Here is a 21,848-nt window from a genome sequence, read left to right as displayed (position 1 = left end):
TTCAGAATTTAAAACGGATACCAGAACAGTTGTGTGTCCATAACACGCTTGCTGATCGCAGCAATCACTATCACCGCAATCCCCGCCATACAGATCATATCGGCTTTGGTCAGTGGTTTTAAGCTGTACCAAGTGCGAGATGAGTGACGGCCAAAACCACGCAGTGTCATCGCGTTTGAGATTTGGTCGGCTCTGTCCAAACTAGAGAAAATAAGAGGGCCAAGAATCTTCGCCACGTTCTTCATACGAGTGAACAACGGAGCCTTCTTACTCAGTTCTACTCCGCGTGCTTGTTGCGCGTGCATGATGTTAACAAAGTCCTTTTTCACTTCCGGCAAGTAGCGCAGCGTTAAGCTCACGGCATAGGCGATTTTGTAAGGCACACCCAAGCGGTTCAAGCTAGCTGAAAACTCCGTCGGGTGAGTGGTAAATACAAACACTAACGCTATTGGGAACATGCTGAAGTATTTCAACGTCACTGTTACTAGGTAAAACAACGTCTCTTGAGTGAGCGAGTAATTACCGGGTAACGAGAGTAAAGCCGTTGATGAGCCCATGAACTCAGTACCTTGTTGCGGCGCTAACGCGAACATAAACAGGGCATTGATCAGTAATACCGTGCCTGTACCGAATAACAGCGGTTTGTAGACATGAAAGGGCACTTTGGTCATTTTCAATAAGCCTAAACCAAGCACGATCAACAGCGCGATGATTCGCAAGTCAAATGTGGTCAATACCACCGTTACCCAAGCAATGAAAAGCAAGAACTTAGTAATGCCATTCAACTTATGAAGTGGCGATTGGGTATCGATGTAGTTGATACCAAACTTCATCTTATTGTTTTTCATGCCACCGCTTTCTCTGGTTGGTTTACTTCGCTGCTTTTTTGTTGGCGGTGCGCTTTTTCTACATTGATAAAATGCTGCATAAAGCCATTGGTGTCTTCGATGCCAACTTTCGTAGCCAACTCAAACAGACTTGTTGTGGTGAGGTTTGCTTGGTCTAGTAGCTCTGGACTGCTGAATACCTGCGTCATTGGTGCATCCGCGACTAATTTACTGTCTGCAATCACGATAGAGCGTGTGGTGTATTCCAGTACTAAATGCATGTCGTGGGAGATGATCATCACGGTTACGCCCAACTCGCGATTGAGCTTTTCGATGAAACTCAGCATAGACGTGTAGTTCCGGTAGTCCTGACCTGCCGTCGGTTCATCAAGGATCAGAAGTTCTGGTTCCAAGACCAAAATTGACGCAATGGTTACGCGCTTTTTCTGGCCGTAGCTCAATGCTTCGATTGGCCAGTGACGGTATTTGCTCAAACCGCACAGCTCAAGGACTTCAAGTACTTTAGCTTCGATTTGTTTCTCTTCAATGCCACGATTACGGAGGCCGAAGGCCACTTCGTCGAAAATCATGTGATGGGAAATCATGTGATTCGGGTTTTGTATCACCACGCCCACTTTCTGGCTGCGCTCGAAGATGGTCAGTTCGTTAAGATCTTGACCATTCATGCTCATTGAGCCGCTATCCGCTTCAATAACTCCCATAATCAGTTTGGTGATGGTCGATTTACCCGAGCCATTTTTGCCAAGTACAGAGACAAACTCGCCACGCTTGATGTCAAAACTCACGTCTTCTAACGCGTTTTTCTCACCGTCGTAAGAATAGGTGAGGCCACGGACTTCAAGCAAAGTCTCGGCTGGCGTTTTAGGTGGTTGTGCTGTTGAACCATCAAACCATGCTTGTACTGCTGGTTTATATTGCTCCAACGGTAAGGTAAAGCTAGAAGGTTTTGCATCGCCCTCAATCGCGCAGCCTGCTTCTTTCAGAGCCGAAATATAAAGCGGTTCGCGGATGCCGTAATCTTCTAGCAGAGGCGACGCTAAAATTTCATCTGGCGTTGTATCGGCAATGATTTCGCCGCTTTCCATCAAGATAATACGGTCAACTGAGCGATGCAGAACGTCCTCAAGACGATGCTCAATGATTACGATGGTTTTGCCTGTTTCGCGGTGTAGCTCATCGATGATCTCGATGGTTTTTTTACCCGTTTTAGGGTCAAGCGCAGCTAGTGGTTCATCAAACAAAAGGATATCGACGTCATCGACGAGAATGCCCGCCAAAGAAACACGCTGTTTCTGCCCGCCAGATAAATCGTGGGGAGAGCGATCTAACATCTGTTCCAAGTCGACCATTTTGGCCGTGGCTTTGACCAATGGGTACATGTCGATGTTAGAAGTTAGCTGGTTTTCCAGCGCAAATGCGATGTCTTCGCCAATGCTCAAACCGACGAATTGGCTGTCCGTATCTTGCAGTACGGTGCCAACTTGCTCAGTGTATTGGTGCATGTCGAAAGGGGCGGTGTCTTGACCATTGATGGTCAATGTTCCACTGGTTTCCCCTTTGATTGCGTGTGGGATCAGTCCGTTAAGACATTGCCCAAGGGTAGATTTACCACTACCACTTGGACCGATAATGACGATTTTCTCTCCTTTCTCTATCCTTAGATTGATATTTTTTAGCGTCGGTTTGTCCAGCGACTCATATCTAAAAGAGAAGTTAGAAAATTCGATTGTCATTCGACATTAAGCCTCTGTTAAGTTACGGCTTTGCTTGTTACGTTTAGCGACAGACTTAAGAATGAAGAAGCCAACAATAGCAATAAGAATGGTGTTACCGATCGCGATAATAGAAAGCTGGGTAAACACTTTAGTGAACGGTTCTGCGTATAAAATCGTGTCGAGGAATGCAGAGCAACCGTAACCAAATACGTTGCCTAATAGCGCAAGTACTACGAATAACGCGAAGTCTTTCATATTGAAATCGCCTTTCTCTAAACGGTAGCGCGTTAGAGAAGGGAATAGACCGATAATCAAACCAACAATACCTGAACCAAGTACCCAAGTGAGCCATACGCCCCAACCTGCGAATAGGTCAGTGACCCAGTGGCCAATAAAACCAACCAAAAAGCCAACAAGTGGGCCAAATAGTACTGAGAACAATGCTAATACTGCCATGGCTGGTTTTAGCGTTGTGTTTGCAAACACAGGGATGCCAAACATAGGTAAGCCACCGATGCCGTAAAGAGCAGCACCAATTGCAATAACCACAACGGTTTTAGCAGAAAGATTCATAGATAACCTCAGTTCAATGGTCGATTTTAAAGAACGTTCATTTATATTGTTGGAAAGCATTGGTTATTTGATTGTGTAACATATATCCAAAACAACCAAGCTGCTTATTGTTTGCTCTATTTTTCTTCAGGAAATGTGTGATTTGATTCACGTATCCCTTTGACTGGCTTTGTTTTTTAGCAAGCATTAAAAATAAGGCGCGCATTATACAGAATATTGATAAAAGTGGGAATGCTATCTGTCTGGATGGCTAGAATGAAATCGGAGGCTGATTGTCAGCCCCCGATTACACTTTCTGATACTATTTTCATCGATAAATGAATGAGCTAGCTGTTCATTAATGGTCTAGGTACAAATAGTTCTGCCAGCTCTTCATGCGAATCAGCACTTTGCGCATCACTGACACGTGAGTAAAGCTGTCTGAGTAAACGGCGACTTCAACCGCGGTACCCATTGGTAGGTGGTATTCGCTCAAATCGTCCGTGATTTTCAGCTTCGCAAATACACGTCCGCTTGTGCGCAGGGCATCGGTACCAAGCAGAGCACCTCTGGCTTGAATTTGGCTTTCACCAATGGCTGGAATCACGTCGATGACTTCGCCACGGAATACCTTGCCCGGTATCGCACGGAACATAAACTCCGCTTCAAAGCCTGCCTTCAAACGTTGTAGCGAGTTTTGTCTGAACGCCGCGGTGTACGTAATGTCTTCGGTATGCACGAAGGTCATTGCTGGGGCAAGCGGCAATGGCACAGCCATCACACCAGGGCGCAAAGCCAATTGCGTAACGTAACCATCGGTTGGCGCACGAACGACGGTTTGCTCAAGGTTGAACTCTGCTTTACGTAGCTCAGCGAGTAGTTGCGCGACTTGGGTATTCTCACCGCCGATTTCCGACTCTAATGCGATCTGTGCTTGCTCTTGCTGCAAAATGGCAACGTCTAGCATGGCTTCTGCCGCTTTGTACGCTTGGCGTCGAGTATCTAAATCTTGTTCCGTAAACGCGCCGCGATCAAAGCCCCTTTGATATCGGCTAAATTCTCTTTGTGCTTTATCTCTATCGGCTTGCGCTTTCAAAACTGCCGCTTCTGCTTCTCTCAAGTCAGACTCTAAACCCAACGCACCTTGGCTTGCTTCTTTCACTTTCGCTTCAAGGCGTGCGACTTCTGCTTCAAAAGGCACAGGATCGATTTTGAAAAGAATATCGCCCGTTTTGAGCGGTTGGTTGGCCTGGACTGGTACTTCCACCACGCGGCCACGCACGCCAGAGACGATAGGCGTAGTCGGGAACACTTGGTTACCTAACTGAGTAAATGGGTGGTTGTAGTTCATAAGAAGGACGAGTGTGCCCACCAATACTACGCCGCCAAGTACGGCTGTAGGTACGGTCCATTTGTTCAAAGGAATATTAAAGACTTTAAAAATGGCGATACAAAGGGCTGTGTAAGTCAGAATCAGCAATAAATCCATTATTCGTCCTCTTTACTTTGTTCAGTCAAAGGCCTTTGCTGAATCTTTTGTTGTTTCAACATCGATACTTCGTTTTTGAGTTCGTTGACTTCATCGATGAGTTCTTCAAGGCGGTGATGAATGTCGTGCGTTTCTTGCTCAAGTTGTTTGAAGCCCCAGCCTCGCTCCTTGCGCCACAATGTTGCCCATATCCATAAAAATGGCCACAGTGCATGTAAAGTGAAAAGGCTAACCCAGCCTGCGTAATGAATTGCGTCTTGATGAGGGTGTTCGCGTTCTTTAGCAATTTCATACGGAATATCATGAATAACGATAATCCCGTAGAAGATCACCAAAGCAACGAAGATGAGTAACCCAAGTGCAAAATAGTCTAGAAACATCTTACCTGCCTGTGCTTGTTACCTAATGGAAAATCTTACGTAAATGAACAGTTTAAGTATTTGTCTTAACTATCGTTCAATCAAGTTATTTTGTACTTGAATTATGTTTATGCGATATCCGTATCGATTGCGATTCGAGGACAATAAGAAGTGAAGGCGACTATATTCAAACTAAGTAGTAATAAAGGAAGGAATGGAGAATAAAAGCCACGGTTATGCCCCAAGTGAAGATTGGGGCATGGTTTAAAGTTCGGTACAGACTTGGTTTCGGCCATTGGCTTTGGCGCGGTACAAGGCTTTGTCGGCGCGATAGAAGGTACGTTGGGTATTCTCTCCTTCTCGATGTAAGGTAATCCCGATCGATACGGTCAACCCCCGCTCGCCAAGAATATCGTCCCAACCATATTGATAAATGCGTTCGCGGTAATTCTCGGCATGCATTTCTGCCCGCTCTAGATTGCTATTCTCTAGAATGACAAGAAACTCTTCACCGCCAAAGCGAACGCAAGAAGCGCCTTTAAATTTGAAGTATCCTGCTAATTCTTGAGACACACGTTTAATCGCTTTGTCTCCAACAAGGTGACTGAGCTCGTCATTGATGGACTTAAAGTGGTCAATATCGATGACCATCAACGCAAATTCAGTATCGTGCAAAAGCAGGTCTTTGAGTTTGACTTCTAACCAACGTCGGTTGTGCAAAGAGGTTAGCGGGTCAGTAAAGACATCTTGCTGTAGTTGAGCGACCGTATTCTTATGTTGTTTGGTGGTTTCCTTGAGTTCTTTGTTTTCAAGTTCTGACAAAATGAGTTTGAGCTGTAGCTCAAAACGAGAAAGTCGACGTAATTGAGTAGAACCCAATTCACCAATTGGAATGTGTTTGACAAGGTCAGATTCAATGCGAAACGCTTTTTTTTCACAGTTTAATGCTTTCTGAAATAACCCTTGAGAAGCGTAAACTTGACTCATTGCGTTGTAAAAATGCTGAGCGACAAGAGGAGAAGAGTGCTTCTGAATTCGTTTACCGATAGAGTCCAGCACTAAGTTGGCTAAAGAGATGTGTCCGACACCGTTTAGACAATATGCGGTCTCGATTTTGACCATTGTGGACAACCAGTACGTGGTAGCACTGCCCGTCGTATACTGAACATTCGAGATAGCAAGCAATGCGTTAGGGTAATCCTCTTGCAAACGATGCAGTTTGGCTCGGTAGAGATGAATTTGCGCAGCAAGGTTTTTATCACTGACGAGGATACTTAGCTCTTCACACTCACTCAATAATTCTTGTGCGTCTGCGGTACGGTTCAAACTGATGTAACAAGCAAGCATGTAAAGTTTGTAGCGCAGACGTAGGGAGCGACTGCTAATGGCGTGATCGATCGCATCGATTTTTTGGTAATAACGCAAAGCGCGATGGTGATCCCCATAGGCATCGCACAAGTTGCCCATTCCAATAATAGCCAGTACGTACTCATCAATATAGCCATATTCGACGGCGATATTCGTTGCAGCAACATACTCGGTTAATGCTGCGTTGTAGTCACCTACTTCTACTAAACGATCACTCAAGCTTGCTTTTACAGACAGAATATCTTCTACATCGTCGGGTAAAACGAGCAACTCAAGGGCTTGTCGTAATTCTTCGATGCTGTCGTTGAGCTGCTTAATTTCTCGTCGATACTCGGCACTAATGATATAGCAATGTGCTTTTTCTCGGTTCGTGGATGCAATATGTAACCCGATGTGCTCCCACAGCGTAATCGCTTCTTCACCAGAGACGGAAGAAGGATCGATGCCTGCGTCAGTAACCTTGCTAAGCAGTTGTTCCATGCTTCATTACCTCAATATAGCTTTCTTCGAGTTGCTCTAAAGTGAATGGGAAGGTCAGGATATCTTGCAAATACAGTATCGGTTTGGGACCTTTTAGCCCGCGACGTTTCCATGGATAGATGTCTAACATAGCCTGAACCGTGCGATAGACATCTTCTGCTGCTTGACCTTTCTCTGCAATTAACATAGCTAGTCTGTCACTGGAAATTCGTGAGATGAGATCACTTGAGGTCGTCAATGCATGAACTAGCTCAGTACAAACATCGAGAAATTCGGGGTTTGCATGCTGAATCATAATGATCGCATGGTTGGAGCGTTTGAGCTCTGTTTTAAACAGAACTAACTGTTCCCACCAGTAGGTCTCGGACACAACATTAGAAAACTGTTTTTCAGGGTCATACTCATGTTGAGAACGGATTCGATTAATCAGCTTACGCGCTCGTTGCTCTAGCTGGCGTTTGGAGCCGCGTGCTTTATCCATACTGACTCGATGAGTCTGTTCTTTGAGCATTTTGAGTGCATGTTTGCGGTATTTTTTAAACGCGTTAAACGCTGATTCAAAATCACCTTGCTCTTCAGCGACTCGAGATTGCTGAAAGCAAATCTGACTTAGTAGCTCGCCGTTGTCAAAACTAAGCGCGGACTCTTCTGCTGCGAGTAGTAACTTTGCTGCACTATCCGTATTTTTGCGCAAGAGTTCGAGCCTTGCGCGGCTGATAAACGAGTGTGCCTTCATCCAAATTAGATCATGTTCAATAGCGAGTTTATGGGCCTTTTGTGTGGCTTCTTCTGCGGCATCAAGGCGTTCTAGCCCAAGTAGCGCTAAGCCTTTAAAGTCCCAGATCTCGGCTTGCCATGTGCTGTCATCATGATCTTTTAGTACTTCGGTTGCACCATCCAGCACAGTGAGCATTTCGACAAATTTATTCAGTAAGTAATAGTCCCAAGCCAACAGGATACGAGCTTTGCCTTCCAACCAAGCAATACGGACGTTGTTTGCCACTTTAACGGCCAACTCATGAGTGGAAGCGGCAAGTTGATGCTCATTTGTGATGCGCCATACGTTGCCAAGCCCAATTAGAGATTCGATTTGAATTTCAATATCATCAACGAGGGCGGATTGTTCGAGTGCATTAATCCAATATTGTTGGGCTGAGTAATACTTTGCTTGTCCCCAATATTGAAGAGCAAACAAATGAAGAATTTCGGGCAGGTGGTCGTCGGTTTCAAGTTGGGTTTGCTTGCTGTAGGCGTCTTTGACTAGCTTTAAGCCTTGTCGGTAATCCATTAGGCACCAACAGCACTGCGCCATTATCAGCAATGCTCTGATTTCACCATCCACAAATAAAATTTGCTCCGCGCGGATACGGTATTGCTGCGCAACACTGAAGGTGTGTTCAGGGGCCGTTTTTATTTGGCCTTTAAGCTTTTTGAGCTCATCTTCTAGCTGAATTTGGTTTTTATCCAACGTTCACATCCATGACTATCGAACTGGAATTCACACCTAATATTAAGTGGTTAGATGCATGTTTTATTACCAAAACGATGCGGATAACGCTTTGGTAAACGATTAGGTGCCGTAATGTATACTGTCACAGCCCCTAATTACTACATCTAAATGCCAATAGTTACGATAGGAGCTGTTTGATGGTCAAAGGAGCATCAGTGACTTCTAGCCTTTGTGCGGCGGTAAGACCCTGCTTATCCTGATAGCACAAATTATGCCAAGCTCTGAATATATCTAAAAGAGGTAAAATTCCAGCAGGTCGTAATTTGCGACGTGGCTCGTTAATGAAGCTTTCGAAAAGGATCTGGAAGCGATTTTGATAGAACTGCACATGGCGAGTTGTTGCAACGTTAAACCATTTCTCGGGCTCATTTCTATCACCAGCGAGGTAGCAAATGCCTTTGTGGCTTTCGTCTTGAGTGGAGATCGCCCAGCGATCTCGCCACCAGCTCATATAGGCGATATCGACCTTGCCAAAAGGTGTGCTCATGTCCCAATTTGCATCTTCTTCTACGTACATCAAGTCGACATTTTTCTCTTTAATTCGAGACAAACAAACGCTCAGTGCTGCCGAACGTAGCAGGGGATCTTGAGGCATATATAGAGATACACGTTTGTTGGGGCAACACATATCAAGTACATGCAAGTAATGAGCGTATGATGTGTAAGGCGGACGAACTAATGCACCTTTAGATGGGTAATGGAATACGGAAAGATTACCAAGAGGATCTTCCACGTTACCGCGAGCCAAAATGGTTTGGTATTTTTGGTCAATACGCTCACGCAGGAGGTTCGAAGGTTCCGCTGGCGGTTCACTTGCTTCCGCTGTGTACTCTTGGGAAACAAAACGAGAGACCTCGTCGTACGGGTTATGGTCTAGCGTGGCGATTGGCTCTTCATCAGCAGAATAGTTCACATGTTGACAAAGAATATAGCCTGAGTGCGCTTCACCAGAAACAATCCAGTAGACACCATTATTGCTGTTTGGCTGCAATGCAACATAATTTGAGGCCAATTCATAGTGCGTTGCGTGGTTTACCCAACGAGCATCAATAGTGGCTAATTTACGGCGACAGCGACTCGCAATATGATCAACATGATCGTAAAAGGTTTTCGGGTTGATACTGAGTTTTCGGCAGATCTCGCGCACAGAGTAACCAGTAAACAATAATCCCATTAAATTCTCTTGGAATTGTAGCTTCTTGTTCGCGCCTGACCATTTATCAACAAAGGTACTTTGACACGCTTTACAACGGTAACGTTGACGATCGCCGCTGTAACCGAAAGCGTGGTAGAGGTGTTTATGTGTGTGGACGGATAGTCCAAAGTTCTCGCAATCATCATTGCGGCACGCAGGCAACCCGTCACTGTGGACGTGTCGCAGGCGATGAAGTTCGTTCACGACATCGCGATTGTTAAGTAAGGGGGGGAAAGCTCCACATTCACGGCATACCATCGCCGGACGTTTAGGGTTAGCATGTTGCAGAACGTAACGCTTTGCATCACTCAATCCAAAGTTGTCACACGCCAATGTTTTACAAAAGTTGAGTTGTAACCCATCTGCGTCTTTTGGCAGTTCGCCGTTAGACACAATCGCCCCCTCGGGATAATTCGGGCAGCCAGCAATAACTCTGGCTGCAAATTATTACTTACTACTTGTTCTTAGATGTTGATTGCGGTTTCTAGCGCAACTTTCATCATGTCGTTGAACGACTTTTGACGCTCTTCTGAGCTTAGTTTTTCGCCACGGATGATGTGGTCAGAAACCGTTAGGATAGTTAACGCCTTCGCACCTAGGTCTGCAGCAACACCGTAGATACCAGCCGCTTCCATGTCTACACCTAGGATGCCTAGTTTTTCCATCTTCTCGAAGATGTCAGCTTCTGGTGTGTAGAACAGGTCTGCAGAGAATACGTTACCAACTTTCACTGGTACTTGTTGAGCACGCGCTTGGTTTACCGCTTCTTCTAGAAGGCCGTAGTCAGCGATTGCAGCGAAGTCGTGGTTGTTGAAACGGATACGGTTTACTTTAGAGTCTGTAGAAGCACCCATACCGATAACAACGTCCATTAGGTTAACGTCGTCACGTACCGCACCACAGCTACCTACACGGATTACGTTTTTCACACCGTATTCTGCGATTAGCTCGTGTACGTAGATACAGCAAGAAGGGATACCCATGCCGTGACCCATAACAGACACTTTTTTGCCTTTGTAAGTGCCAGTAAAGCCGAACATGTTACGAACGTCACAAACTTGCTTCACATCTTCAAGAAACGTTTCTGCGATGTATTTAGCACGTAAAGGGTCGCCTGGCATTAGAACCGTTTCAGCGAAATCACCTGGTTGTGCATTGATGTGTGGGGTTGCCATAAGTGCTCTCCAAAGTTTTGTTTTGATAAAACGCCTCTAGTATAGAACGCTATTACCAATTCTGTTGAACTTGTTCGTTTTCGTTGAAGCAATAATATCGGGACGTACAGTGGCCCCTTGAGAGCTTAGTCACAAAAACCACGCTTTTAGAAACCATGAACATCATTGATAACTAAATCTGTTGAAAGCAAAAGAGCAATCGATTCGCTTTTGAGCGATTTGTCGATTGCGCGCACAAAATGGACATTGAGAACATAAAAAACTTTTGAGAAAGCGCTGATCGAAATGCTCTTGAGAAAAGTAAAACGATTAAATTGTACAGTTTATTTTCTTGTACAATCTAAAAAGCCTTGCTATAAGTTATACAACAAAACATTTTGTATAGGGATGCGTCATCATGGAATCTTCAATCAAAGTAGGTATCAGTTCTTGTGTTTTGGGTGAACGGGTTCGTTTTGACTCTGGTCATAAAGTCAGTAACTTTGTGACTAAAGAGCTCAGCCCATATTTTGACTTTGTTTCGGTATGTCCCGAAGTGGGCGTCGGAATGCCAGTGCCGCGACCAACAATTCGTTTGATTTCCGAAGAAGAGCGTGTGGCGCTGGTAGAAACAAAAAATCCAGAGAATGACCATACCGATAATATGCTTGCTTACTCTGCTAACAAAGTGGAGGAGCTACAAAGCGAGCAACTTTGTGGTTACATCGTCTGTGCCAAGTCTCCAACTTGCGGTATGGAGCGCGTCAAGGTTTACAGCAAAAATAACGCAGCGAAAGAGGGCGTCGGCTTGTACACACAAACGCTGATGAAAAAAATGCCTTGGTTGCCGGTCGAAGAGGATGGCCGACTCAACGATCCTGTATTAAAAGAAAACTTTATTACCCGAGTATTTTGCCTGAACGACTTTTATGACTCGATGGACGGAGAGCCAACTCGAGGCAAAATCATCGATTTTCATTCGCGCTATAAGTTGACCTTGATGGCGCATCACCCTGAGTCATACCGCTCTCTTGGTCGATTAGTTGCCGATGTCGCTAGCTATGAAATCGAAGAATTCTATCAAGAGTATCGCTTAGGTCTTATGAAGGCACTTGCGAATCGTGCTAGCCGAAAAAACAACACTAACGTACTAATGCATTTACAAGGGTATTTTAAGCGCGCTCTAACTAAAGACGAAAAAGAAGAATTAGCAACAGTAATTCATGACTACCGCACTGGTACATTGCCATTATTAGCACCGTTGACATTGATTAAGCACTACTTAAACACTTACCCAGATGAGTATTTAGCAAAACAGAAGTTTTTAGAACCGTATCCGCAGGAGATGAGATTACGCTATGGTTTGTAGTTCAGAAGAAAAACTATACGCGATCCGAGATGTCGCAGAAATCACGGGTGTAAAGCCAGTTACGCTGAGAGCTTGGCAGAGAAGATACAATTTGATCCAGCCTCAGCGAACAGAAAAAGGGCACAGACTTTATCGACAGCAAGATCTCGATACGATTCGTGAAGTCCAGAGTTGGCTCGCGAAGGGGATTGCAATCGGTAAAGTAAAGGGACTGTTGGGAAAAAGTGCAGACGTAGAAGTTAACAATGAAGTACGTACTCTCGAAGAAGTAGAGACCATGTTATCAGCACTTTCGAAACTGAATCGAGGCAAAGCGGAAAGCTTACTTGCTTCTGTTCTCAAAGAGTATCCATTGAATTTGGTTATTGAACAGTTTATTGACCCTGTATTTGACGCGCTGGAGATGGTCAAAGGATCGCTGAGATCGTTGCAGATGGGGTTATTTCAAACTTGTTTGATTACTCGTCTTGCCCTTGTTATCGACTCTGAAAACAAAGCCGCTTCCAAAGGGAAGTGCTTGCTTATCAGCTTTGAACAACATAGGGAAGCAGAGAGCTGGATTCAAGCGGCGAAGTTGTGTGAGCAAGGGTATCACACGACGTTGATCGACAAAGTTGATGATGTCTCTGGTTTACTGGAGCACGAAGTTGTTGATAGCTACTCGCTCATTTACCTGTTTTCCAATAAAGCGCTGGCAGCTAAGCAAGTGGAGTCCATCAAAATGCTTCAAACACGTTTTGGCGAACGTATTGGATGTTCTGAAGTGATTGAGAAACTGCACCTAACAGAGTAGACGAAACGAAGGAGACACTATGATCTTAGTATGGTTTCGACGTGATTTACGAACGTTAGACCACACCGCACTTAAAGCGGCGTTAGATTCAGGTCAGCCTGTTGTCGCTTGTTTTATCGCGACGCCAGAGCAGTGGCGAGAACACCACATGGCGCCGATGCAGGCGGATCTCATTGCTCGTCGTTTAGAGTATCTCAACGACGAGTTGGAAAGCCTGAATGTTCCTTTTTTATACAAAGAGGTGCCGTCGTTTTCTGATTGTACCGAAGTGATTAGTGAATGGGCGAAAACACTTGAAGCAACGTCTGTTATGGCGAATATTCACTATGAAGTGAATGAACGAGAGCTCGATGCACAAGTGAGTGAGGCGCTAGCTTCCCATGATATCGACTTTGAACTGTTCCACGACAAATGTGTGCACCCACCAACGACGGTTCTCAATAAGCAAGGTGAGTATTTTAAGGTATTTACACCATTCAAACGTGCTTGGTTGACGCAGTTTCAAATGCCAACGGTAACAAAGCCTCAAGAACAAGCGCCGCTAAGCAGCAAAATATTGGAACAATTAGAGCCGATTCGATTTAGTTCAGACTTCACGTTTAGCTATCCTCGAGAGTCCAGCGAGAATTGGTTTACTTCGACCAATGATGTTTTAAAGCAGCTTAGGGAATTTGCTCGTGAGCGCAGTGATGCTTACAAGGAAGATCGAGATTTTCCGGCTATTGATGGCACCAGTCAACTGTCTCCCTATCTTGCGATTGGTGCGTTGTCACCAAGGCAATGTATTGCTCGCTTGTATGCTGAAAACCAACAAAATGACCTAACAGAAGGAAAAGCAACTTGGTTGAGTGAGATCATTTGGCGTGAGTTTTATCAGCATCTGTTGGTTTTCGAACCAAAGCTCGTTAAAGGCAAAGGCTTTATCGACTGGGAGGATAAAATTCAGTGGTCTTATGATGAGCAGGCTTTTGAGCGATGGAAGGCTGGAGCGACAGGGTACCCGATCGTCGATGCAGCAATGCGTCAGCTCAACCAAACAGGCTGGATGCATAACAGGCTTCGTATGGTTGTCGCGAGCTTTCTCACCAAGGATTTACACATTGACTGGCGTTGGGGCGAAGCGTACTTCATGAGTAAGCTGGTGGACGGCGATTTCGCAGCAAACAATGGTGGTTGGCAGTGGTCTGCATCGACGGGTTGTGATGGGCAGCCGTACTTCCGTATTTTCAACCCGATAAGCCAAGGTGAGAAGTTTGATTCTGATGGCCAATTCGTGCGCCACTGGGTGCCTGAAATCAAAAGTGTGCCAAACAAATACATCCATAAACCTTGGACTTGGGAGGGATTTTCTTTACTGGAATATCACAAGCCGATGGTTGATCACAAGACAGAAAGAGAGATAACCTTACGGCTCTTTAAAAGTGCCAAGGAATAAAGTGAAATGCTTAGCAAAAAGCGATCAATGAGTTTCGCAAAACGTACGCTGTTATCTGTATCGTTATCTTTAGCGAGTGGTTTGTCATTCGCTAAAATGTACGAGCTACCAGAGGATGGCAGTCGTTTAATTGGTCGCCTTGAAAACCACGTCGTGCAAGAAGGCGAAACCATGGCAAATATTGCCAAGCACTATGATGTCGGGATGCTAGGTTTAATGGCGGCAAATAAAGGCGTGGATCCCTTCTTGCCAGAAGAGGGACACGTTCTTACTATTCCAACACAACTGATCCTCCCAGATGTACCCCACAAAGGCATTGTCATTAATTTAGCGGAATTGCGCTTATACTACTTCCCGAAAGGAGAAGATATTGTGCATGTATTCCCCGTGGGAATCGGGCGAATTGGGCGAGACACCCCGGTGATGACAACGCGTATTAGCCAAAAGCGTCCAAACCCTACGTGGACGCCGCCAGCCTCGATTCGTGCCGAGTACAAAGCGAAGGGCATTGACTTGCCAACCGTTGTACCTGCTGGTCCAGACAACCCACTTGGGATGTTTGCATTGCGTTTAGCCTACGGAAATGGCGAGTACCTTATTCACGGTACCAACAAAGATTTCGGCATCGGTATGCGAGTCAGCGCGGGTTGCATTCGCATGGACCCAAGCGACATTGAATGGTTGTTTGAAAAAGTTCGTAACGGTGAAGAAGTGAATATCATTAACCAACCAGTGAAAGTATCACTAGAGCCGGACAGAAGTGTATTTTTAGAGGCACATGAGCCATTGACTCGCAGCAATGGTGAGAAAGATCACCTACAGGTACCAAAAGAGTTAAAGTGGTGGCTGGATGAGTTCGGACTGAAAAATGTGAAGGCTAAAGCAGCGATTGCCGCACAGAATGGGGTTCCTGTCGAAATAACCGCGCCTTAACAGGCGTTAAGACGCGGTATCAAATCTTACTTAGTGTAAGACTGAGCGATGTTATCGATACGCTCGTTAGCACGCTCAGCTTCTTCTTGAGCAGCCATTGCTGCTGCACCTGATTTTTGAACGTCAGATTGAAGAGCTTGTACGTCTTGGCTTAGTTGGCTAACTTGGTTGCTTAGTTCGTCTAGTTTTGCTGCATTTGCTGTTGCTGCGTCATCAGAAGAAGCACAACCTGCTAGTAGAAGTACTGAAGTTGCTGCAGCTGCGATCAACGTTTTGTTCATATAAGAACTCCTTGCTTATAGTGAAAGTCTCGCTACCAACTATTATTTTATACAGTAGCGAGGTTAAATGTGGATACATTTTATCAGTACATGATGTAGCAAAAGTCAAAAAAACCCAAGAATTTCATGGAGTACCTGACGTCAACTTTTACCTGAGCTTAACAAAGGTGAGTGAATTATCATCTCCCTTATTCCCACAACAGTTCTCATAGCAGGTGTTTTTGCCACGTTCCTGATATCAATAATTTAGACGATATTGACACAAATGAAAGTTTCTCGGCGCAAATAACTGCTATTTACGCAGTTTTATTGGAGAACGAGAGGCGCACCTTGAGCTCGCTTTTCTCTAAATCTTAAGCCAAGCAGCTGACCAATAAAGCGAGGGGGTGTTCTTAATTGAGCCGCAACTGATGTTTTGTTTTCATCTGTGGGAATTAGTTTGTGTGATCTCTATCTATACTCCTATGATTTGCGGTATTATACCGAGCTTTATTTTATTGCTGCGTTAGAGCGGAAACGACATTACAGAGCGCTCAGACGCTGACTGATTTATTGGAGAATACTTTGCAATTTAAAGATCTAGGCCTAGACAACCGATTGTTGAAGAACCTAAAACACTACGATTTTAAAAAACCAACTGACATTCAAAAGCAGGCTATTCCTGTTGCGATTGCAGGCAAGGATTTATTGGCATCTTCGAAAACGGGTTCGGGCAAGACTTTGGCGTTTGTATTACCAATGCTTCACAAGTCTTTAAAGACAAAATCGTTTTCTGCCAAAGACCCTCGCGCAGTTATTCTTGCTCCCACTCGTGAGCTAGCGAAACAAGTGTATGGTGAGCTTCGCTCTATGCTTGCTGGCCTATCTTATGAAGCTGCATTGATTTTGGGTGGTGAGAACTTTAATGATCAAGTGAAAGCACTGCGCCGTTACCCGAAATTCATCGTGGCGACACCAGGACGTCTGGCTGACCACTTAGAGCACCGCTCGCTTTACCTTGAAGGTTTGGAAACGCTGATCCTTGATGAAGCAGACCGTATGCTGGATTTGGGCTTTGCACCAGAGCTTCGTCGTATCCATAAAGCAGCTAAGCATCGTCGCCGTCAAACATTAATGTTCTCTGCAACGTTGGATCACGCCGACGTAAATGACATTGCGGCTGAAATGCTCAATGCTCCGAAACGTATTGCTATCGGTGTTTCTAACGAAGAACACAAAGATATCACGCAAAAATTCTACTTGTGTGATCATCTTGATCATAAAGAGGCGATTCTAGATCGCGTACTTTCAGAAGCAGAATATCGCCAAGTTATCATCTTCACGGCGACGCGCGATGATACAGAACGCCTAACAGCGAAGCTAAACGAGAAGAAACTGAAGGCCGTTGCACTGAGTGGCAACCTGAACCAGACTCAACGCAATACGATCATGAGCCAGTTTGAACGAGCGGTATTCAAGATCCTAGTGACGACAGATGTTGCTTCTCGTGGCTTGGATATTGCGACAGTGACACACGTCATTAACTTCGATATGCCAAAGCATACTGAAGAATATGTACACCGTGTTGGCCGTACGGGCCGTGCTGGTAACAAGGGTGATGCGATTTCTCTTGTTGGTCCAAAAGACTGGGATAGCTTTAAACGTGTAGAAGCTTACCTACAACAAGATCTTGAGTTTTCAGTATTCGAAGATCTGAAAGGTAAGTTCAAAGGCCTGAAGCCACCTAAGCCAGATTTCCGTAACAAGAAAGCGACAGCGAAGAAATCACGCCCTCAAGCGAAGAAGTCGGCTAAGAAACCTGTTAAACGTGACAAGAGTTTCTACAAAAACGTATCAGTGGGTGATGATGTGTTCATCCCGAAGAAAAAGCCAGCGGCACCAAACTCTGAAGAGTAAGAGTCGCTCCAGTTTTCAACTGATTTTAGTTTTTCAAAACCCGAGTGTTCGCACTCGGGTTTTTTTATGCTTATCTCTAGGCGAAATGATGTCTTTCTGTACTAACGTGTTTGCTAGGCCTTTTATATTTATCTGGTTTTATATAAACAGCATAGATCGCTAATTTAGAGAGGTATTAAGTTTTATCAACTCGGTCCAAGCAAACGTTTTTCCTCACATACTAGATAAAAATTTCACATGATTATGAAAATGATAATTGATCTCATTTTTATTTAAGGGCAGAATACGCGCCATTGTATTAATCCTATAAATGAATTCGCTCTCTATATGAAATTTACTCATGTTTTTTTAGGGCTCATAATTACCTCTAGTTCTTGCTTTGCTGTTAATGACTTTAATTGGTTGCGAGATGACGCTCGTAAAGATGAGCGAGTTCTTACCTACCTAACAGAGCTGAACCGTAAGACTGAACAGCATCAAAAAAAATATCAGACGTTGACGCAAGATCTGCTCGCGCAGTGGGAAGCCATGGTGGCAGATAAAGGTGATAAACCATGGTCGATCGTAAATGGACGCGAATGGACGTTAACGCGTCGTGACGGTGGTTATGTGTTGCTATCACGCTCGAACCAGTATGCACAGGAGAACACAGTATTTGATTTCTCTGAACGTCAATCTGCATATCCGTATTATCAAGTAGGGCAGTGGCAAGTAAGCGGAGACACGTTGCTTTTCACTGAAGATATTGATGGCAGCGAGCAATATCGCGCCGTGGTTGTTGATTTACTCTCTGGCCAATCTACGGAGCTGGCAACGCACGTCGATAGCGGTGTATTGCTTTCACCTGATGGTAAGATGGCTTACCTCGTTTCGAAGGAAATGCGTACACAGCGACCTCATCAGATCCTACGCATCTCCACTGAATCTTTGGCTAAAACAGTTGTATGGCACGAATACAAATCAGATTGGTTACTTTCTTTCTACCGTGCGGCAGATAGCCGTTACGTGGTGCTGCAAAGCAACAACGAGTCAACCACAGAGCAGAAGCTCGTTGATCTAGAAACGGGCACCGTAAGCGATTCACTGAGAGTGCCGGAAGCGGGCGTGGAATATTACGCGGATGTGGCGAAAGGGCGCGTTTACATCAACAGCAACCTTGAAGGTACATTTGCACTTTATCAAACCGATCTAGCACCTCTTAGCGCAACATGGCAACGCTTTACTACCCCTCGTGAACCGCTTAACCAGTTCTACCTTTATGATGCAGGAGTTGTGGCACTCAGTAAGCCGAACAACGTGGCGACATTGACGGTGTATTCATACCAAGGTCAGGAAAAAGTGATACTGCCATTGGAACAGGATGGCAATGTCGCTTGGTTGAGCACGTTGGGCGATTTTGAATCAAACAAGATTCGTATACGAAGCATGTCGATGACTACGCCTCCTCAGTGGGAAGAGTTCGATGTAAAAACGCTGACTAAAACCTTGTATTCTCAAGATGCTTACCAAGATTTTGATAGTCAACGTTATGTCTCCCAACGCATTTTTATCAAGCACGATGGTGTTTCTGTCCCGGTCTCTTTGGCGTATCGCAAAGACAAATTACACGCGAAATCACCCGTGATGATTTACGGCTATGGCGCATATGGTTTTACGATGAAACCGTACTTTATGCCTCAAGTCATAAGCTTGCTCGACCAAGGCATGATTTACGCTATCGCCCATGTTCGCGGCGGTGGGTACTTTGGCGATGAGTGGCACGAGCAGGGCCGTGGTGTGCGCAAAACCAATTCTATTGGTGATTTTGTCGCGGCCGCTAAGGCGATGCAAACGTTTGAACGCGGCAATAGAGAGATTTTTGCCATCGGTTCAAGTGCTGGTGGCACGTTGGTCGCGGGAGCGGTTAATCAAGACCCTAAATTGTTTTCAGGTGTAGTGCTTAAAGTACCTTTTGTTGATGTGGTAGCAAGCATGTCGGATACCTCACTTCCGCTGACCACACAGCAGTATCGCGAATGGGGTAACCCAACCAAATCTGAGCAACTGGCGCTAATGAAAGCGTACGATCCAATTCTCAACATTCATAAAGACGCTTACCCACCCATGCTGGTTCAAGTCGGTTTGATCGACCAGCGCGTGCCTTACTGGGAAGGTGCCAAGTATCTCGCCAAGGTTTCCGCGCTAAGTGAGCGCGACGGACCGTACTTGTTGCAGACCGATTTTAATTCGGGCCACCAAATGGACCCACGACAAGCGCAAGAACAACAAGCAAAAGAATACGCCTTTCTTTTATCACTAATTAAAACATCTAAAGCGGAGCAGTAAATGAAGCTTACCCCAGTGTCAGCGGCAGTACTTTCGGTACTAGCTGCCAGCCAAGTGCACGCCAAATCTGACGTTTTCTCTATGGAAGAGGTCGTGGTGACGGCGAATCGGATTGAACAACCAATGTCTGAACTAGCAGGCAGCGTCGCAGTTGTCACTAGCGAAGAGATTGAACAAAAGGGCGAAACAGAGCTTTATGATGCGCTGCGTCATGAACCTGGGGTAAGTGTTTCTGGCGGAGCTGGGCGTCCACAAAACATCACGATTCGAGGCATGACGGGTAATCGCATTATGATCATTCGTGACGGTATTCGCTCAGCAGACGGTTTCGGTGCGAATGACAGCAATGACAAAGTGGGCCGCGATACGTTTGATCTTTCTAATCTTGAATCATTAGAAGTAGTGAAAGGGGCGAGCTCCTCAGTCTTAGGTTCTGGTGCTATCGGTGGCGCTGTGATTCTAAAATCCAAACAGCCGGGTGAGTTTTTAAAAGATCGTGACTTTTATGTTGATGCCACGGGCACGTACACGGGGATCAGCAATAAATACAAAGGCGCGAGCAATCTGGCATTTCGTTCTGGCGACACTGAAAGCTTAGTCAACGCGGCGTATTGGCAAGGTGAAGAGACGCGTAACTTCAGCCAAGATTTGTACAACCGCGATTTGGATGGTTACAGCGCGTCATACGCCATCAATCATTTCTTCAATGATGAAGTGATGGTCAAAGCGCGTGCCGAACTTTATCGGCAAGACCAACAACGCCTGGAAGGTTCGCCATCTATACAGAAGGATGGCAAATGGCATATCGAAGACTTCGCAGAAGATGAATCGACAAAAGAGTACAGCGCTTACATTGGTGCAGAGGTTACACCGATTAATCCAACTTGGTTCGAAGAGTTAGATACAAAGGTCTACTGGCGCCACACCGAAGTGGTGGAAGACACGAATCGTTTAATGAGACAAGTTGACCACAATGGTTTGACTGTTAGACGTCGCGAGCTAGAACACAAAACCTTCATTGATGAAACAATTAGCTTCCGTGGTGATTTCACCAATACGATTTATGCTGCAAATGCTGAGCACCAATTGGCTTACGGTATCGAGCTTTCTACTGACTATTATGAACGCACAGATAGCGATTCCAAGATTGATTGGAACGGGGTAACGCCTTCGACCAAACAACCTTTCGCTCCTGCTCGTGCTTATAACATTGGTCTGTACGTTCGAGATATGGTGGAGCTGGATAAATGGACCATTACAGGCGGCCTGCGCTTTGATGCGCACCGTCTAACACCGGACGGTGAGGGTGAAGTGGGCGGCTTCCCATTAAAAGACATGGATAGCTCAGAGGTATCTCCAAGCCTATCGATTTCTCGTGAAGTGTTTGCCAATAACATCGCTTATGTATCTTATAACCACGGTTATCGTGCTCCGGATTACGACAAAGCGTATGGCTTCGTAAACCATGACTTTGTGCCGCTAACGCCGTTTGTCATTGCACCGAACATGGACCTAGAGGCTGAAACTTCGGACTCCTTTGAAATCGGTAACAAATTCGATAATGGCCGCGCGCAACTTTACGTTTCTGCGTTTTACAACAAGTTCCAAAACTTCATTGATGTTGTTACCACAGGGCAAGATAACTTCGGTAACTACATCAAGCAATACCAAAACTTACACGGCGTTGAGACCTACGGCGCCGAGCTTTCTGCCGCGTACGCTTTCACTTCGTCTTGGAAGCTAAGTACCAAGCTTGGTTATGTGGACGGAAAGGACGCCGAAGGCGAGTACGTTCGTAGCATCACACCTTTCGAGGGCAATGTTGGGCTGAACTATCAGCAGCAAGACTTTAATGCGTTCGCGACGTGGAACTGGGCTGGTTCGATGGATCGTGTGCCGAGTTGCCAAACGTCACTTGGACAAAAGACCGAGTGCGCACAAACAGATTCATGGAACACGCTCGATTTGGGGGCAAGTTACCAAATCACCAAAGATTTTCGTTTGAGTGCGACCATCATCAACCTGTTCGACAAAGAATACATTCGCTACCAAGACGTTGCTGGCATAGCAGATGAGAGCAAACGCTACTCAACGGAACCAGGTCGTTACTTTACGGTTAACGCGAAGTACATCTTTTAGTAGGAGC

At 45.3% G+C, this 21,848-nt stretch carries 17 protein-coding genes; 7 read left to right on the top strand and 10 right to left on the bottom strand.

Features of this window, described 5'->3' with window-relative positions; translation table 11 throughout:
• Nucleotides 1-8: 8 nt before the first annotated feature.
• The 9 genes from EX191_RS11185 to deoD all read right to left on the bottom strand — a co-directional run bounded on the left by EX191_RS11185 (nucleotide 9) and on the right by deoD (nucleotide 10,691).
• Nucleotides 9-848, bottom strand: coding sequence for an energy-coupling factor transporter transmembrane component T family protein (locus EX191_RS11185; protein WP_193447765.1), 840 nt, complete (start codon nucleotides 846-848; stop codon nucleotides 9-11).
• Entirely contained in the window at nucleotides 845-2,581 is a 1,737-nt protein-coding gene (locus EX191_RS11180; RefSeq protein WP_193447764.1) for an ABC transporter ATP-binding protein, read from the bottom strand. Before EX191_RS11180 ends, EX191_RS11185 begins: the two co-directional genes overlap by 4 nt.
• A gap of 6 nt (nucleotides 2,582-2,587) precedes the next feature.
• Nucleotides 2,588-3,136: an ECF-type riboflavin transporter substrate-binding protein gene (locus EX191_RS11175; protein ID WP_005375133.1), complete on the bottom strand. Its 549-nt coding sequence runs from the start codon at nucleotides 3,134-3,136 to the stop codon at nucleotides 2,588-2,590.
• Between the two features lie 337 nt (nucleotides 3,137-3,473).
• The gene (locus tag EX191_RS11170) at nucleotides 3,474-4,604 is read right to left on the bottom strand and encodes an HlyD family secretion protein (RefSeq protein ID WP_005394904.1); all 1,131 of its coding nucleotides are present in this window, start codon (nucleotides 4,602-4,604) and stop codon (nucleotides 3,474-3,476) included.
• Nucleotides 4,604-4,984, bottom strand: coding sequence for a DUF3302 domain-containing protein (locus EX191_RS11165; protein ID WP_006741936.1), 381 nt, complete (start codon nucleotides 4,982-4,984; stop codon nucleotides 4,604-4,606). The genes EX191_RS11170 and EX191_RS11165 overlap by 1 nt, the downstream gene beginning before the upstream one ends.
• Before the next feature lie 243 nt (nucleotides 4,985-5,227).
• Nucleotides 5,228-6,811, bottom strand: a complete 1,584-nt coding sequence (locus tag EX191_RS11160; protein ID WP_006741935.1) for a diguanylate cyclase — start codon at nucleotides 6,809-6,811, stop codon at nucleotides 5,228-5,230.
• A complete protein-coding gene (locus EX191_RS11155; protein ID WP_053808308.1) occupies nucleotides 6,795-8,279 on the bottom strand; it encodes a tetratricopeptide repeat protein in 1,485 nt (494 codons plus the stop codon). The genes EX191_RS11160 and EX191_RS11155 overlap by 17 nt, the downstream gene beginning before the upstream one ends.
• 160 nt (nucleotides 8,280-8,439) lie before the next feature.
• A complete protein-coding gene (locus EX191_RS11150; RefSeq protein WP_005394913.1) occupies nucleotides 8,440-9,909 on the bottom strand; it encodes a hypothetical protein in 1,470 nt (489 codons plus the stop codon).
• 71 nt (nucleotides 9,910-9,980) lie between these two features.
• Nucleotides 9,981-10,691: a purine-nucleoside phosphorylase gene (gene deoD, locus EX191_RS11145; protein ID WP_005394915.1), complete on the bottom strand. Its 711-nt coding sequence runs from the start codon at nucleotides 10,689-10,691 to the stop codon at nucleotides 9,981-9,983.
• A 397-nt stretch (nucleotides 10,692-11,088) separates the two neighbouring features.
• Here deoD and EX191_RS11140 point away from each other — a divergent pair, with 397 nt between their 5' ends.
• From EX191_RS11140 to EX191_RS11125, 4 genes are read left to right on the top strand one after another with little or no spacing between them, the layout of a single operon-like run.
• On the top strand, nucleotides 11,089-12,039 hold the full coding sequence (locus EX191_RS11140) for a YbgA family protein (RefSeq protein WP_046875782.1): 951 nt from the start codon (nucleotides 11,089-11,091) through the stop codon (nucleotides 12,037-12,039).
• Nucleotides 12,029-12,832 (top strand): MerR family transcriptional regulator, encoded by an 804-nt coding sequence (locus EX191_RS11135; protein WP_047009571.1) that lies wholly within the window; start codon nucleotides 12,029-12,031, stop codon nucleotides 12,830-12,832. Before EX191_RS11140 ends, EX191_RS11135 begins: the two co-directional genes overlap by 11 nt.
• Nucleotides 12,833-12,851: 19 nt before the next feature.
• Nucleotides 12,852-14,267, top strand: a complete 1,416-nt coding sequence (phrB, locus tag EX191_RS11130; RefSeq protein ID WP_193447763.1) for a deoxyribodipyrimidine photo-lyase — start codon at nucleotides 12,852-12,854, stop codon at nucleotides 14,265-14,267.
• Nucleotides 14,268-14,273: 6 nt separating this feature from the next.
• Entirely contained in the window at nucleotides 14,274-15,200 is a 927-nt protein-coding gene (locus EX191_RS11125) for a L,D-transpeptidase family protein (RefSeq protein WP_005394922.1), read from the top strand.
• A gap of 26 nt (nucleotides 15,201-15,226) precedes the next feature.
• Here EX191_RS11125 and EX191_RS11120 read toward each other — a convergent pair whose 3' ends face one another.
• On the bottom strand, nucleotides 15,227-15,481 hold the full coding sequence (locus EX191_RS11120; protein ID WP_005375145.1) for an Lpp/OprI family alanine-zipper lipoprotein: 255 nt from the start codon (nucleotides 15,479-15,481) through the stop codon (nucleotides 15,227-15,229).
• 552 nt (nucleotides 15,482-16,033) lie between these two features.
• Here EX191_RS11120 and EX191_RS11115 point away from each other — a divergent pair.
• The 3 genes from EX191_RS11115 to EX191_RS11105 all read left to right on the top strand — a co-directional run bounded on the left by EX191_RS11115 (nucleotide 16,034) and on the right by EX191_RS11105 (nucleotide 21,841).
• Entirely contained in the window at nucleotides 16,034-17,377 is a 1,344-nt protein-coding gene (locus EX191_RS11115) for a DEAD/DEAH box helicase (RefSeq protein WP_047009779.1), read from the top strand.
• A gap of 327 nt (nucleotides 17,378-17,704) precedes the next feature.
• Nucleotides 17,705-19,702 carry a prolyl oligopeptidase family serine peptidase gene (locus EX191_RS11110; protein WP_193447762.1) on the top strand — a complete coding sequence of 666 codons (1,998 nt, stop codon included), beginning with the start codon at nucleotides 17,705-17,707 and terminating at the stop codon, nucleotides 19,700-19,702.
• The gene (locus tag EX191_RS11105) at nucleotides 19,703-21,841 is read left to right on the top strand and encodes a TonB-dependent hemoglobin/transferrin/lactoferrin family receptor (protein ID WP_193447761.1); all 2,139 of its coding nucleotides are present in this window, start codon (nucleotides 19,703-19,705) and stop codon (nucleotides 21,839-21,841) included.
• The last annotated feature ends 7 nt before the right edge of the window (nucleotides 21,842-21,848 follow it).

The organism is Vibrio chemaguriensis (assembly GCF_012275705.1).
GTDB classification, from domain to species: Bacteria; Pseudomonadota; Gammaproteobacteria; order Enterobacterales; family Vibrionaceae; genus Vibrio; species Vibrio diabolicus.
The sequence above is the reverse complement of the archived record's forward strand: the minus strand, read 5'-3'. Positions and strand labels throughout refer to the sequence as shown.

Coding starts and splice junctions, on each gene's coding strand:
- EX191_RS11185 (WP_193447765.1), bottom strand. CDS start 848: ATGAAAAACAATAAGATGAAGTTTGGTATCAACTACATCGATACCCAA.
- EX191_RS11180 (WP_193447764.1), bottom strand. CDS start 2,581: ATGACAATCGAATTTTCTAACTTCTCTTTTAGATATGAGTCGCTGGAC.
- EX191_RS11175 (WP_005375133.1), bottom strand. CDS start 3,136: ATGAATCTTTCTGCTAAAACCGTTGTGGTTATTGCAATTGGTGCTGCT.
- EX191_RS11170 (WP_005394904.1), bottom strand. CDS start 4,604: ATGGATTTATTGCTGATTCTGACTTACACAGCCCTTTGTATCGCCATT.
- EX191_RS11165 (WP_006741936.1), bottom strand. CDS start 4,984: ATGTTTCTAGACTATTTTGCACTTGGGTTACTCATCTTCGTTGCTTTG.
- EX191_RS11160 (WP_006741935.1), bottom strand. CDS start 6,811: ATGGAACAACTGCTTAGCAAGGTTACTGACGCAGGCATCGATCCTTCT.
- deoD (WP_005394915.1), bottom strand. CDS start 10,691: ATGGCAACCCCACACATCAATGCACAACCAGGTGATTTCGCTGAAACG.
- EX191_RS11140 (WP_046875782.1), top strand. CDS start 11,089: ATGGAATCTTCAATCAAAGTAGGTATCAGTTCTTGTGTTTTGGGTGAA.
- EX191_RS11135 (WP_047009571.1), top strand. CDS start 12,029: ATGGTTTGTAGTTCAGAAGAAAAACTATACGCGATCCGAGATGTCGCA.
- phrB (WP_193447763.1), top strand. CDS start 12,852: ATGATCTTAGTATGGTTTCGACGTGATTTACGAACGTTAGACCACACC.
- EX191_RS11125 (WP_005394922.1), top strand. CDS start 14,274: ATGCTTAGCAAAAAGCGATCAATGAGTTTCGCAAAACGTACGCTGTTA.
- EX191_RS11120 (WP_005375145.1), bottom strand. CDS start 15,481: ATGAACAAAACGTTGATCGCAGCTGCAGCAACTTCAGTACTTCTACTA.
- EX191_RS11110 (WP_193447762.1), top strand. CDS start 17,705: ATGAAATTTACTCATGTTTTTTTAGGGCTCATAATTACCTCTAGTTCT.
- EX191_RS11105 (WP_193447761.1), top strand. CDS start 19,703: ATGAAGCTTACCCCAGTGTCAGCGGCAGTACTTTCGGTACTAGCTGCC.